This is a genomic window from Sphingomonas sp. Tas61C01 (assembly GCF_052567495.1).
This window is the reverse complement of record NZ_CP199583.1, coordinates 3,056,385-3,069,321: the sequence shown is the minus strand read 5'-3', so window position 1 is coordinate 3,069,321 and position 12,937 is coordinate 3,056,385. Positions and strand designations below refer to the sequence as shown.

General features: G+C 70.2%; 15 protein-coding genes. 1 reads left to right on the top strand and 14 read right to left on the bottom strand.

The genetic code is table 11. The annotated features are described in order from the left end of the window. Positions 1-217 precede the first annotated feature (217 nt). The 5 genes from ACT009_RS14425 to ACT009_RS14405 form a co-directional block, all read right to left on the bottom strand. Positions 218-1,546 carry a DNA-packaging protein gene (locus ACT009_RS14425; protein ID WP_445191755.1) on the bottom strand — a complete coding sequence of 443 codons (1,329 nt, stop codon included), beginning with the start codon at positions 1,544-1,546 and terminating at the stop codon, positions 218-220. Further along, entirely contained in the window at positions 1,543-1,947 is a 405-nt protein-coding gene (locus ACT009_RS14420) for a hypothetical protein (protein WP_445191754.1), read from the bottom strand. The genes ACT009_RS14425 and ACT009_RS14420 overlap by 4 nt, the downstream gene beginning before the upstream one ends. A 759-nt stretch (positions 1,948-2,706) precedes the next feature. Beyond that, the gene (locus tag ACT009_RS14415) at positions 2,707-3,402 is read right to left on the bottom strand and encodes an HPP family protein (RefSeq protein WP_445191753.1); all 696 of its coding nucleotides are present in this window, start codon (positions 3,400-3,402) and stop codon (positions 2,707-2,709) included. A gap of 47 nt (positions 3,403-3,449) precedes the next feature. Further along, positions 3,450-3,716, bottom strand: coding sequence for a hypothetical protein (locus ACT009_RS14410; RefSeq protein WP_445191752.1), 267 nt, complete (start codon positions 3,714-3,716; stop codon positions 3,450-3,452). A gap of 23 nt (positions 3,717-3,739) precedes the next feature. Further along, positions 3,740-3,910 (bottom strand): hypothetical protein, encoded by a 171-nt coding sequence (locus ACT009_RS14405; RefSeq protein WP_445191751.1) that lies wholly within the window; start codon positions 3,908-3,910, stop codon positions 3,740-3,742. 112 nt (positions 3,911-4,022) lie between these two features. On the opposite strand from ACT009_RS14405, the gene ACT009_RS14400 reads away from it, so the two are divergent. Beyond that, positions 4,023-4,226, top strand: a complete 204-nt coding sequence (locus ACT009_RS14400) for a hypothetical protein (protein WP_445191750.1) — start codon at positions 4,023-4,025, stop codon at positions 4,224-4,226. Positions 4,227-4,232: 6 nt separating this feature from the next. Here the strand turns inward: ACT009_RS14400 and ACT009_RS14395 are convergent, their stop codons facing one another. The 9 genes from ACT009_RS14395 to ACT009_RS14355 all read right to left on the bottom strand — a co-directional run bounded on the left by ACT009_RS14395 (position 4,233) and on the right by ACT009_RS14355 (position 12,830). Next, the gene (locus ACT009_RS14395; RefSeq protein ID WP_445191749.1) at positions 4,233-4,754 is read right to left on the bottom strand and encodes a hypothetical protein; all 522 of its coding nucleotides are present in this window, start codon (positions 4,752-4,754) and stop codon (positions 4,233-4,235) included. 7 nt (positions 4,755-4,761) lie between these two features. Continuing rightward, the gene (locus tag ACT009_RS14390) at positions 4,762-5,577 is read right to left on the bottom strand and encodes a Crp/Fnr family transcriptional regulator (RefSeq protein ID WP_445191748.1); all 816 of its coding nucleotides are present in this window, start codon (positions 5,575-5,577) and stop codon (positions 4,762-4,764) included. 61 nt (positions 5,578-5,638) lie between these two features. Next, positions 5,639-5,968, bottom strand: a complete 330-nt coding sequence (locus tag ACT009_RS14385) for a PilZ domain-containing protein (protein WP_445191747.1) — start codon at positions 5,966-5,968, stop codon at positions 5,639-5,641. A gap of 63 nt (positions 5,969-6,031) precedes the next feature. Next, a complete protein-coding gene (locus tag ACT009_RS14380) occupies positions 6,032-7,345 on the bottom strand; it encodes an ATP-binding protein (protein WP_445191746.1) in 1,314 nt (437 codons plus the stop codon). After that, a complete protein-coding gene (locus ACT009_RS14375) occupies positions 7,342-8,052 on the bottom strand; it encodes a response regulator transcription factor (protein WP_445191745.1) in 711 nt (236 codons plus the stop codon). The genes ACT009_RS14380 and ACT009_RS14375 overlap by 4 nt, the downstream gene beginning before the upstream one ends. Before the next feature lie 149 nt (positions 8,053-8,201). Then, on the bottom strand, positions 8,202-9,758 hold the full coding sequence (locus tag ACT009_RS14370) for a DHA2 family efflux MFS transporter permease subunit (protein ID WP_445191744.1): 1,557 nt from the start codon (positions 9,756-9,758) through the stop codon (positions 8,202-8,204). After that, on the bottom strand, positions 9,758-10,966 hold the full coding sequence (locus ACT009_RS14365) for an efflux RND transporter periplasmic adaptor subunit (RefSeq protein ID WP_445191743.1): 1,209 nt from the start codon (positions 10,964-10,966) through the stop codon (positions 9,758-9,760). Before ACT009_RS14365 ends, ACT009_RS14370 begins: the two co-directional genes overlap by 1 nt. Beyond that, complete coding sequence (locus ACT009_RS14360) at positions 10,963-12,363, bottom strand: efflux transporter outer membrane subunit (protein WP_445191742.1); 1,401 nt, start codon at positions 12,361-12,363, stop codon at positions 10,963-10,965. Before ACT009_RS14360 ends, ACT009_RS14365 begins: the two co-directional genes overlap by 4 nt. Beyond that, positions 12,360-12,830, bottom strand: coding sequence for a MarR family winged helix-turn-helix transcriptional regulator (locus ACT009_RS14355; protein WP_445191741.1), 471 nt, complete (start codon positions 12,828-12,830; stop codon positions 12,360-12,362). The genes ACT009_RS14360 and ACT009_RS14355 overlap by 4 nt, the downstream gene beginning before the upstream one ends. Positions 12,831-12,937: the final 107 nt, after the last annotated feature.

Sequence of the window (12,937 nt, the reverse complement as noted above, 5' to 3'; positions counted from 1 at the left end):
GACGGAGGGGTGATGGCCTAGCCGGACAGCGGGTCACCCCTCCGTCTGGCTGACGCCAGCCACCTCCCCTTGCAGGGGAGGACCAAATCACAAGCCGCGAAGCGGCCCTAAAAAGACCTCCAGCAGCAAAGGATCGCGCCAGCCGCAAAGCAAAGCGCCCACCCAGATCGCACCACCGCCGCGCCTCCGCGCGAACCCCTCTGCTTCAAGCCAGCCGCTACAACCGCCGCACCGCCACGCTCGCCCGCGGCCGCCGCAACATCAGGTCCGTCATCGCCCAGACCAGCGCATCCGCCCGGTCCGGCGATCGCCCCGGCCCCTCGTACCCGCCCCCCGCGACCAGCCCGCACAGCTCGTCCTCCAGCGCCGGAAACGCGCCGACATGCACCGCCTTCCCCGCCTCGTAGAGCGCCGCCACCGGCTCCGCCCGCGCCGCCTTCCCCTGGGTCGCGCGCACCAGCCGCAGCGGCAGGCCCGCATCCGCCGCGACCAGCACCGCGCGCACCATCTCGCCGCCCTGGTTCGCCTCCGCGATCACCCGGTCCGCGCCGACCCGCGCCGCGCATGCCGCCACCGCGCGCGCCCATTCGTGCGGCGCGGCGTCGACCACGCTGGCATCCTCGATCACATAGGCGCGCCCGTCCGCGCCCTTCGCCACCGCGACGATCCCGCAGGCGTCGCCGCCGCGCCCGCTCGCGGTGCCCGCCGGCGGATCGACCCCGACCACCACCCGCGCCCGCACCGGCGCCTCGCGCACCCGGCACGCCTCGATCCCGGCCCGCGTCCACAGCGCGCCCTCGACATCGTCGATCATCTCGCCGTCGAGTTCCTGCCGCCCCAGCCGCGTCCCCGCATAGCTCGCCTCCACCGCCTCGACGAACGCCGCGGGCAGATACGCATTGTCGCGCGTCCGTCCGCCGGTCTCGACCAGCCCGGGCAGCGCCATCACCCGCCGCATCAGCGGCGTCGGCCGCGGCGTCGTCGTCACCAGCACCTGCGGGTTGGCGCCGCGCCGCATCCCCATCATCAGATTGTCCCACGCCGCATCGCCGTTGGTCCATTTGGCAAGCTCGTCGCACCACGCCGCGTCATGTTCCGGCCCCCGCAGCCCCTCCGCCGCCACCGCCGAATAGACGAACGCCCGCGCCCCGGACGGGAACACCACCTCGCCCGCATCGCGCCGATAGCGCACCCGCTCGGTCGTGCGCGCCACCGCGCAGACGCCGCTCGGTCCTTCGATCATCACCCGCCGCACGTCGTCGGCGGTCGCACCGACCAAGGCGATCTGCGCATCCCCGTTGCGACGCGCGACCTCGCTGACCCATTCCGCCCCGGCGCGGGTCTTGCCGAAGCCTCGCCCCGCGCGGATCAGCCACACCCGCCAGCCATCGCCCTCGACATGCTGGCCCTCCTGCGCCCACCCTCCGATCCACCGCTCGTTGAGTTCGCGCCGCGCCGGCCGGCTCAACCGACCGATCAGGGCGCGACGGTCCGCCTCGTCGAGCGCCGCCAGCAGCGCCACGACATCGGGTGCCGCCGCGGTCAAGTCGAAGACCGTCGCGCCGCCAGCGCCGCCAGCTTCTTGAGGATGTCGGCGTCCGTATCCTCGCGGGTCGAGATCCCCAACGGGGGCGATCCCCCACGCCACCCACGCGTCCGCCCCGTCGCGCGGTGACGAAGCATGCGATATCCCGCCTCGAAATCATTCGCCGTCGGCACGGGGATCGCACCGGACTCGACCGCCCCGTCATCAGCCCTCTGCTCGGCGTCGGCGTCGGCGTCGGCGCCAGAGCCTTTGTCCAAGCCGGAGCCGCCACCGTCATCCACCACCACGACAGCGCCGCTCGTCGCCAGCGCAATCCCGACCAGATGCGTCTCCAGCAGCTGGTATCCCGCCTCGACCGCCGCCCCCCAGTCGCTCGCAAAGGCCTCGTCACGACGTCGCAATCTGTGCGCGGCCGGCCCCGACACCCCGACAGCCCGCGCCGAAGCGCAGACGTTGCACGTCGCTGCGAGGTGATCGAGGAACCGAGCCTTCCGCGCTTTGCTCCACGTTCCCCGAGCGTTCACCTGCGCAACTCCACCCGTCGCCGCAGCCCCCGCCACGACGTTCACGTCCCCGTCCGCCATCATGCCCCCCGCTTCACCGCCGCTGCCGACCCACCGCTGTCGAGCGCCAAACGCAGTTCGGGCCGGCGGCAGCGCAGGATCACTCCCACACCGCCCCGGCCCGACTCGCTGGTTCTCGACGTTCCTGTTATGTGCCATACCAGCGTGACGCTGTCAAGAGATTTGTACCTATTTGGTTCATTGTGCGCTCGAGCTATGGGCCCAGGCGAGCAACACTAAACAAGCTATTCTGCATCAGATCCGAAGCCTAGTACGTTGGCACGCCACGAACGATTCGATCGGAGTTGATCATGCGGAAGATGTTGTTGATTACCGGCCTTGTCCTGGCCGGTTCTGTTCACGCGCAACGTAGCAACGCAGTGTCGCGCTCTTCACCACCCCAAGTTGTGCGCGCCATGGGCCCAGCCGCTGTCCAAGCGCTGATAACCGACGCTTCTAAAGTCTGCCTGATTCACAAGGCTACTAAGCAACGCGTTTGCAAGAGCCGCGCCGAATGGCGTCAGGAAGCTGCAACGATAGCGAACTAATCGGTGCCGCGGCAATGGCGCGGACAAGGTCGCTGTCGTGTGACCGGAGCTAACCCGTCACCCCCACCCGCCGCGCCGCATGAAACTCCGCGCGCTGCAGCAACAGGTCGAGATCCTCGCGGCTGACGTCGAACGTCTCGCCCAGATCCTCCAGCGCGCGGTCAATGTCCTCCGGGTGCGGCATCGACCCCGCACCGGCACCGGCCACTACCGCCACCCCCGACCCCGGCACCGCCGCGACATGCGGATAGCTGTGTCCCGACAGCCGGTGAAACAACACGCCGATCCCCGCCAGGATCGCGGCATTCACCCCGACCGGCACCAACGCAAAGCCATAGCCCAGCGCCGCGATTGACGGCCCGCCGATCACCGCCATCAGCGCGGTCGCACCGCCGGGCGGGTGCAGCGACCGCGACAGCGACATCGCCAGGATCGCCCCCGCCACCGCGAGACCTGCCGCCAGCGCCGGCACCGGCACTACCCGCGCGACGAAGACCCCGACCAGGGCCGAGATCATATTGCCCCCGATCACCGACCATGGTTGCGCCAGCGGGCTCGCCGGCACCGCGAAGACCAGCACCGCCGACGCGCCCATCGGCGCCACGATCAGCAACGCCGCGCCGGCCCCCACGACCTTCGCCGCGATCAGCCCCGTCAGCGAGATCGCCACCAGCGCGCCGAGACAGGCCACCAGTCGGTCGCGCAACGTCGCGCCGGCCAGGATCGGGAGGAAGCGAAGTATCATCCCCCGCGCCTATCCCGCGCGCCTCGCCTCGTCACGTGCTCCGTCGATCAGCGCGCCGCATTCGCCGGCATCGCGCCCTCGATCGCGGTCAGCACCATCGTTTCCCACACTTGCGGATCGCCGGCATGCGCCATCGCCGCGTCGGGCTCGCGCAACGTCCTCAGCACCGCCAGCGCATCGGGAAGCTGGTCCTTCCACGCCGCGTCGACCGCGCGCGCCGCGGACTCCTGGTCGCCGTCGCCATTGGCGCTGATCCGTTGCCCGGTCAGCACCCGCGCGATCCGCTCCACCAGCGGGGTCGTCGATACGTCCATCGTCTTCGCTCCTGTCGTAGGGGTCAGTCGTTGCCGAGCAGCGAGGATTTGCGCGGCGGCGCGTCGCGGCCTTCCTCGCTCGGTTGGCCGCGATCGAGCGTATCGCTCGGGCGCCGTGCATCCCCTTCGTGCTGATGCTCGGTGGATAGGTTGGGCCGATCGGTCTCGGTCGTCGGCTTGATCGCGTCGTCCATCCTCGTTCTCCTTCGATCTGACTGAACGGCGCGCCCCGCATCGGTGTTCCCCGGCGATGGAGCCCCATCCGCGATCGTTCGTTCACCAGCCAAGCCACTGAGGAGAGACGCAATGACCCACGATGACATCCGCCCCGAAGACGCCACCGGCCGCGAAGGCGGCGGCGAGAGCGGCGGTGGGTCGTTCAAGGACGACTCGCTCGTCCCGACCGAGCCCGGCTCCTACGATGGCGGACAGAGCCGCAAGGAATATCACGGCGGCGGCGACGACAAGGACGGCGATGGCAACGAGAACGCGGTCGCCGACCACGACTGACGCGGCTCAGTCCGTCCAGCGTCTGACCGCCGCGTCATAGGCGCGGCGCTCGGCATCGCGGTTTTTCTCCAGCGCCTCGGCCTCGTCGCGCTGTGCCTTGGCGAACTCGCGGCGCTCCCGCGCGATCGCCGCTTCGCGCTCGGTGATGTCGCGCATCGCGGCCTCGTGGCGCTGCTCGGCCTCCGCGAGAGCGTGCTCGGCCTCGTCGAGTTTGGCCCGCGACGGGCGTGGCTTGGGCGTCGGCGCAGGCTTGCGCGGCACTGCCGCCTTCGGCGGTTTCTTCGCCGGCGTCGGGGGCAGCGCCGCCAGTTGCTCCTCGGCGGTCCCCCGCAGCTTCTTCACCACCACGCCCGGCTCGGCCAGCAACTCGTCCGCGAACGGCGTCTCCGCCACCATTTCGGCGGCACCTCGCGAGAAAAGATCCTTGTCGCTGCCCCAGGCCTCGAGCGCGGCCTTCTGGCTCGCCGCCGCGACATAGGCGTCGTGGAAGCCGATCGCGGTCCGGTAGATCTTCAGCGCCCGCGCCATGCAAGCGTCAGCCCGCGGCGCGCCGCTCGCCCGCGGCCTCCTCGTCCTCGTCGTCCCGCGCGATCGTCAGATAGGCGGGGTCGAACGACGCCATCGCGCACAGCCCCGCCCAGTCGTGGATCCGCAATGTCCCTGCGCTGAGATCGAGCAGACCCGCCCGCCGTAGTTCCTGGATCGCGCGATTGGTGTGGATCGAGGTCAGCCCGCACGCATCGCCGAGGTCGGCCTGGGTCAGCGGGAAGCTCACCCCGGCCTGGTCGGTCGCGCCGGTGCCGCCGATCCGCACGTGCAGCTCGCACAGCAGGTGCGCCAGGCGCCGGTCCGCGGCGCGGTGTCCGACATTGATCGTCCAGGTCCGCTGGATCGCCGCGTCCAGCGCAGCCTCCGACCAATAGGCGCGTTCGATCTGCGGCTGCCGGTTCATCGCCTGCCGCAGCGCGCGCCGCTCGATCGCCGCGATCCGGGTCGCGCCGATCGCCGCGATCGGCTGGTCGAGCTGCCGCGTCGTGAACAGGTCGAAGTCGCAGATGTCGCCCGGCAGATAGAAGGCCAGGATCCGCCGTCGCCCGCTCGGCAGCATCGCGAAGCGACACGTCCAGCCCGACAGCACCACATGGATCGGTCCCGATCCGCTCCCCGAGCCGGCATCGCGCTCGGCCAGCGCGCGATGCCGCAGCGCGCGGACCTGATGCCCGACAAGGGCACCGAGCGCGACCCGATCGCCGCTCCCGAAGTTGGTATGGCGGGAGAGCTTGCGCACGAGCATGCCCATCGGCTGGCCCTTGTCGCCAGCCCCCGAATCGAACGATTCCAGCGGTCTCATGCAGAAAATACGGACGAATTCCGGAAAAGCGTCAGCCGCGCTCAAATTTTATTGCGCGTGATTACGCTCGGATCGTCAGCGACCGCATCAGATCGCGCGGGATCGGGGTGTCGAACCGGCATCCGATCATGCTGTCCTCGCGCCACATCACCGTCGCCGCGATCGGCAGGCTGCCGTCCAGCCGCAGCCAGATCCGCTCGTCGTTCGCGGCGCCCTCGGGGAAGCTCAACCGGCAGCCGTAAACCGACACGTCGGCCAGCATCGCGTCGACCGGCGCGGCGCCGTGCCCGCGCATCGTCGCGCGGCTGATCTGGACCATCAGCCGCGATCCGGCACGCCGCTCCAGCGTCGCCGCCTCGACCCTGCGATACCGCGATGTCGTCGCCCCCATCCCGCCCGATCCTTTCGATGCGCGTCGATGTTTGGCGGCAAATGGTTAACGAAGTGTTGATCGCTACCGCGGCAGGAAGATCGCCGCGCGCAGCCCGCTCGGCGTGCGGTTCGCCAGCGTCAGCGTGCCGCCCTCGTTCTCGACGATCCGCGCGACGATCGGCAGCCCCAGCCCGAAGCCGATCGTGTCGCGCGGCCGCGCGGTGTCGAGCCGCACGAACGGCTCCAGCACCCGCTTTAGCGACGCGGCCGGGATCCCCGGCCCGTCATCCTCCACCGCCAGGGTGACCCCGCCCGGCACGTCCTCGAGGATCACCGTCGCGCTGCCGCCATAATGCAGCGCGTTGTCGACCAAATTGGTCAGCGCCCGCTTCACCGACGACGGCCGCACCACCAGCTCACAATGATCGGGCCCCACATAGGTCCCCGCCAGCCCGCGATCCTCGACATCGTCGATCAGCGTCGCGCAAAGCACTGCGACGTCGGTCAGCACCGGCGCCTCCGGATCGTCGCCCCCGCCCAGGAACGCGAGCAGCGACGTCACCATCGCCTCCATCTCGCCGATATCGCGCCCGATCGCCTCGCGCGTCGCGTCATCACCGACCGCGTCCGCGCGCAACCGCAGCCGGGCGAGCGGCGTGCGCAGGTCGTGCCCCACCGCCGCCAGCGCATGCGTGCGGTCCGCGATCAGCCGCTCCAGCCGCGCCTGCATCCGGTTGAACGCCGCAACCACCCGCCGCACCTCGGTCGGCCCGGCCTCCGCGACCGGCACGTGCCGGGTCCCGCCGCCGACCAGGTCCGCCGCCAGCGCCAGCTGCCGCATCGGCCGCAGCGCCCGCCGGATCAGCAGCGCCGCCACCAGCATCAGCGCCACCGCGGGCACCAGCGCCAGGAAGATACGCTGGATCGCCAGGTTCAGGTTCTGCAGCGGCTGCAGCGTCCGGAAATACAGCCAGCTGCCGTCCGCCAGCCGCACGCCGCCGGTCACCACCGAACTCCGCCCCGGCGAAGTCAGCCGCAGCCGCAGGTCGGCGCTCGCCAGCGTCGGTTCCCAGTCGATCACCTGCTCGTGCATCGTTGCCACCGACGGCGCGATCGGCGGCGGCGCGCGCAGCCCCTCCTCCCACCGCACCGCATAGCGCTGGGTGGTCAGGTCCTGCGCCATCGACGGCCGATCCGTGCGATTGCGCTCGACCACCAGCCGTCGCGCGATCACCAGATGCTCGGCCAGCCGCCGCGCCTCGTCGTCGCGCACCGCGAACTGGCTCGCGCGTTCGTAGAGCAGTGTGCTGGCGCCGAACTCGATCACCATCGTCAGCAGCAGGATCGCGATGATCTGCCCGATCAGCCCGATCGAGGGCTGCACCAGCCGCTTCAACTGCGCGTCACCTCGGTGTTGAACATATAGCCGACGCCGCGCACCGTGATGATCGGCGCGTCCTTGCCTGCGCTCGACAATTTGCGTCGCAGCCGGCTGATCAGCACGTCGATGCTGCGGTCCGAACTGTCGCCCAGCCGGGTCCGCGACAATTCGATCAGCCGCTCGCGCGCGATCACCCGCCCCGCATGATCCGCCAGGCTGACGAGCAGGTCGAACTCCGCGCCGGTCAGGTCGACCACCGCGCCGGTCGGCGAGGTCAGCTCGCGCCGCGGCAGCGTCACCGTCCACCCGTCGAAGCGCAGCACGCCCTGCTCGCGCTCGCCCTGCTGCCGGTCGAGCGTCCCCCGTCGCAGCACCGCCCGGATCCGCGCGATTAGCTCGCGGGTGCCGAACGGCTTGGCGATATAGTCGTCGGCGCCGAGCTCCAGCCCCACCACCCGGTCGGTCTCGCTCCCGCGTGCGCTCACGAAGATGATCGGCACGTCGCTCTTCTGGCGCAGCGCCCGGCACAGATCGATGCCGCTGGTGCCGGGCAGCATGATGTCGAGCAGGATCAGGTCGACCGGCCCCGCATCCAGCGCCAGCCACATCTCGGGCGCCGCGGACGCCGGCCGGACGACATAGCCATTCTCCTGCAACGCCCGCGTCGTCAGCGTCCGCAGCGCTGGGTCGTCCTCGACCAGCAGGATGATAGGTGCCGTCATGACAGGCTTGCTAGGCCGCGCCGCGACGACGGTCAACGAAACCCACTTTCAGGGAGGCAGCCTCGCCGCCCTTGTGTCCTCGCGAAGGCGGGGACCCAGTACTGGGCTCTCGCTTTAGCGAGAGCACAAATCACGGGCGAAGCCGTCCATTAATCCGCCGCCACTGGCCCGTGCGACGCGGTCGGCCGCCGCGTGAACCACAGGATCACGATCAACCCCGCGCACAGCCACGCCGACAGCCGGAAGAGGTCGGTCGACGCCAGCAGATACGCCTGCCCGACCATCTGCCGGGTGATCGCCGCCGCCGCCTGCACCGGCGACATGCCAAGGTGCTGCAACGACGCCTGCGCCGCCTGGTACGGCGCGCCGCCGCCGATCGCCTCCGCCAGCCGGTTCTGGTGGAGTGCCTCGCGACGGTCCCACGCGGTGGTGATGATCGATGCCGCGAAGCTGCTCGCGACGATCCGCGTGAAGTTGCTGATCCCCGTCGCCGACGGCAGCCGTTCCGGCGGGATCCGGTCGAGCGAGATCGTCAGCATCGCCAGGAAGAAGGTGCTCATCGCGATCCCCTGGACCATCAGCGGCACCATGAAATCCCACGCGCTGGCGCTGGTCGTGTAGCCCGATCGCATCCAGTACGAGACCGCGAACGCGGTGAACGCGATCGTCGCCAGGATCCGCGCGTCGATCTTGCCCGACAGCCGCGCCACGAACGGCGTCAGCAGCACCGCGACCACCCCGCTCGGCGCCGCGACCAGCCCCGCCCAGGTCGCGGTGTAGCCGAGCTGGGTCTGCAGCCACAAAGGCAGCAGCAGGATATTGGCGAAGAACACCGCATAGCCGAGGCAGAAGGCGATCGATCCGATCGCGAAATTGCGGCTCTTGAACAGCGTCAGGTCGACCGTCGGATTGGCGTCGGTCAATTCCCAGATCAGCCACGACACGAAACCGATCGCGGCGACCACGCCCATGATCACGATCCGCGGCGAATTGAACCAGTCGTCGTTCTTGCCGAGATCGAGCATCACCTGCAACGCGCCGACCCAGACCACCAGCATCATCAGCCCGACCCGGTCGATCGGCAGCTTGCGGGTCGGCGTCTCGCGCCCCTTCAGCCCGCGCCAGCAGATGAACGCGGTGAACAGACCGAAGGGAACGTTGATCAGGAAGATCCAGCTCCAATGGTAGTTGTCGGAGATGTAGCCGCCCAGGATCGGCCCCATGATCGGCGCCACCAGCGTGGTCATCGACCAGATGCCCAGCGCGGTCGCGCGCTTGTCGCTCGGGAAGACGGAGATCAGCAGCGCCTGGCTGCCCGGCATCATCGGCCCGGACACCGCACCCTGCAGCACGCGAAAGGCGATCAGCGAGGGCAGGTTCCAGGCGATCCCGCACAGGAACGAGGCGATCGTGAATAGCACCACCGACGAACAGAAGGTCCGGACGACCCCGAACCGCCCCATCAGGAATCCGGTCAGCGGCACGCCGATGCCGTTGGCGACCGCGAACGCGGTGACGATCCACGTCGAATTGTCGCTGCTGACGCCGAGGTTGCCCGCGATCGTCGGCAACGACACGTTCGCGATCGTGGTGTCGAGCACCATCATGAAGGTGCCGAGCGCCAGCGCGAACGCGACCAGCGCCAGCGGACCGCCGGTCAGCGGCGGCAGCTGCGCACCGCCCGCGGCAGGGCCCGGCGCGGCCATCAGCGGTTGGCCGCGATGATCTGGCGGATCTTCGCCTCGACCACGGGATCGTTCGCGTCGGTCGCCATGCCCTTATAGGCCTGCTTCGCCGGCGCCCCGAGCCGCGGCCCGCGAACGTCGTCGGTCGCGACCGTCGCGGTCACCGACAACCCGACCCGCAGCGGGTTGGCGCGCAGCTCGCGCGGGTCGATCGCGATCCGCACCGGCACCCGCTGGACGATCTTGATCCAGTTGCCGCTGGCGTTCTGCGCGGGCAGCAGCGCAAAGGCGTTGCCGCTCCCCGCGCCGACGCCGACCACCTTGCCGTGATAGGGCAGGTCGTCGCCATACATGTCCGCCACCACCGTCACCGGCTGGCCGACGCGCAGGTCGCGCAACTGGGTCTCGCGGAAGTTCGCATCGACCCAGACGCGGTCGAGCGGCACCACCGACATCAATGGCATGCCCGCCGCGACCTGCTGGCCGAGCTGGACCGTGCGCTGCGCGACCACGCCGTCGATCGGCGCCGTGACGTGCATGTGCGACCGGGTGATCGCGGCACGGCGATAGGCCGCGATCGCGGTCAGCACCGCGGGGTTGGTCGAAGTGCTGGTTCCCTGCACCGTGCTGCGCGACTGCGCCTGCTGGCTGAGCGCGAGCTGGAGGTTCGCGCGCGCCACCTTCACCGCATCCGCCGCGTGGCTCAGTTCCTCGCCCGAGATCGCGCCTTGCGCCGCGGCCCCGCGCCGCCGCCCATAATCGGCCTCCGCGGCCGCCAGCGTCGCGCGGACCTGCACCACTTGCGCGCCGCTCTCGCCAACCTTGGAGATGTCGGCGCGGGTCGATCGTACCGCACGGGCCAGCTCGGCCTCGGCGGCGGCGAGGTTGACGTCCGCGGTCGCCGAATCGAGATCGATCAGCGGCTGCCCCGCCTTCACCATCTGGGTGTTGTCGGCATGGATCGCGAGCACCGTGCCCGGATCGCGCGCGGTGATCGCCACCACGTCGCCCGCGACATAGGCGTCGTCGGTCTCCTCCTCGGGCTTGGCGAGCAGGAAGTGGAACACCGCCCAGATCAGCAGGCCGATCAGCACGACGACGCCCAAGATCAGGAAGCCGCGCTTGCGCCCGGACGGGTTGCCGCGCTCGGGCGGTGCGACCGGAGTCTGGGCCGGTGCCGGAACCGGTGCCGACGCCGACGAAGATGGGGGCGTAGCGGTGTCGGTCATGGTCGAACGTCCTGTTCGGGAGTGAAGCCGCCGCCGAGCGCCAGCAGCAGCGCGACCCGCTGCCGCGCCGCATCGGCCGCGAGATTGGCGTCCGCCAGCTGCGCGTCGAGCAGGCGGACGTCGTTGTCGATCAAGTCGAGCCGGCTGCTCAGCCCGCTCTCGACGCGGACGCCGTTCAGCCGCCCGGTCTCGGCATAGCCGCGCACCACCTCGCGGCTGCGCGCGCGCTGGTCGACCAGGTTGCCGGTCAGCGCGATCGCGTCGGCGGCCTCGCGCACCGCGCCGATCACCCGCTGGTTATAGTCCGCCGTCGCGAGATCCAGCGCCGCGGTCGCGCCGGCCAGATCCGCCTTCAGCCGCCCGTTGTCGAACAGCGGCAGGTGGATCGCGGGTCCCGCCCCCGCGGTCCCGGCATCGAGCGACAGCAGATTGCCGAGCCCGATCGCCTGCAATCCCGCGAATGCGGCGAGGTTGACGTTGGGATAGAAGGCACGCCGCGCCACCTGCCGCCCCGCCGCCGCCGCCGCGATCCGCGTTTCGGCCGCGGCGATGTCCGCCCGCCGCGACAACAGGTCCGCCGGGATCACCGCGGGCACCGGCACCGCCCTATCCAGGTCGACCCGCGACGCCGCAATCGTCGCCGCATAATCGGGTCCGCGTCCGGCGAGCGCCGCCAGCGCATTCACCGCCAGCGCCCGCGCGCCCTGCGCCCGCACCAGCGCACCGCGCGCCTGCGCCACCAGCGTCTCGCTCGCGGTCGCGTCCAGCTCGCTCGCCAGCCGGTTGCTGATCCGCACCCGAACCAGCCGCAACGAATCCTGCCGCGCCAGAATCGTACGCGACGCCAGCGCCGCGACGCGCTCGGCCCGCGCCAGGTCGATATAGGTCTGCACCACCGATCCCGCGATCGCTAGCCGGGCAGCCGCCAGGTCGAGCCCGGCGGCCCGCGTCGTGTCCCGCGCCGCCTCGATCGCCGCACGCTGGCGCCCGAACAGGTCGAGGTTCCAGGACAGATTGGCCTGCGCCTGCCCGACGGTGCGCAGCGTTCCCGCAAAGGGCGGCGGGATCGTGTAGCGTCCCGACAGCCGCGCCGCCTGCACGCTGCCGTCGAGCCCGACGTCGATGCCGTCCTCCGCGCGCCGCGACGACAGTACCGCTTCGGCCTGCCTGACCCTCGCCAGCGCGGTGTCGAGATCGGGGTTGCCCGCGGTCGCATCCGCTACCAGCCGGTCGAGCTGCGGATCGCCGAACTGCGTCCACCAATCGCCCGCGACCAGCGGCGCGGCGGCGTTGCCCAGCCCGACCCGCGCCGGCGCGATCGGCGCCACCGCGGGGGGCGAGGCGGGGATAGCGCAGCCGGACAGCAACAACGCGGGCAGCAACCGTTTCATCGTCATTCCCCCGCTCCCGCCGCGATCTTCGCCTGCATCGTCTCGTGAAGCTTCTGCAACAGCCGCAGCAGCGTCGCGGCGTCGTCGTTCGACCACTCCGCGAGCCAGTCGTTCCACCGTTCGATCACCGCGATACGGCAATGGTGTGCCACCGCCTTCCCATCCTCCGTCAGCGCCAGGTTGATCACCCGGCGATCGTCGGCATGCCGCATCCGCGTGACCCAGCCTCGCTCGACCAGCGTGTCGATGATCCGCGTCGTCGCACCCTTGTCGTGCGCCAGGTCGCGCGCGAGCTCGGCGCAGGTGGTGCCCCGGTCGAAATAGATCGACACCAGCGCCGACCACTGCGTCAGCGTGATCCCTTCGGGCGCGAACACCGGCTCGAGACCGACCGACGTCAGCTGCAGCCCGCGCCGCAGCAAATAGCCGATCGATCGATCGGGGTAGAAGTCTAACTCGCTGTAGAACGCCATTTGGTTGCCTTGGCAATCATTGCCGAAGCAGTCAAGTGCGCTGAACGCAAGCGCATCGTCGTCTAGCGTAACCGCTTCTTAGGAGGGCAACGGTAAGCCGGCGCACC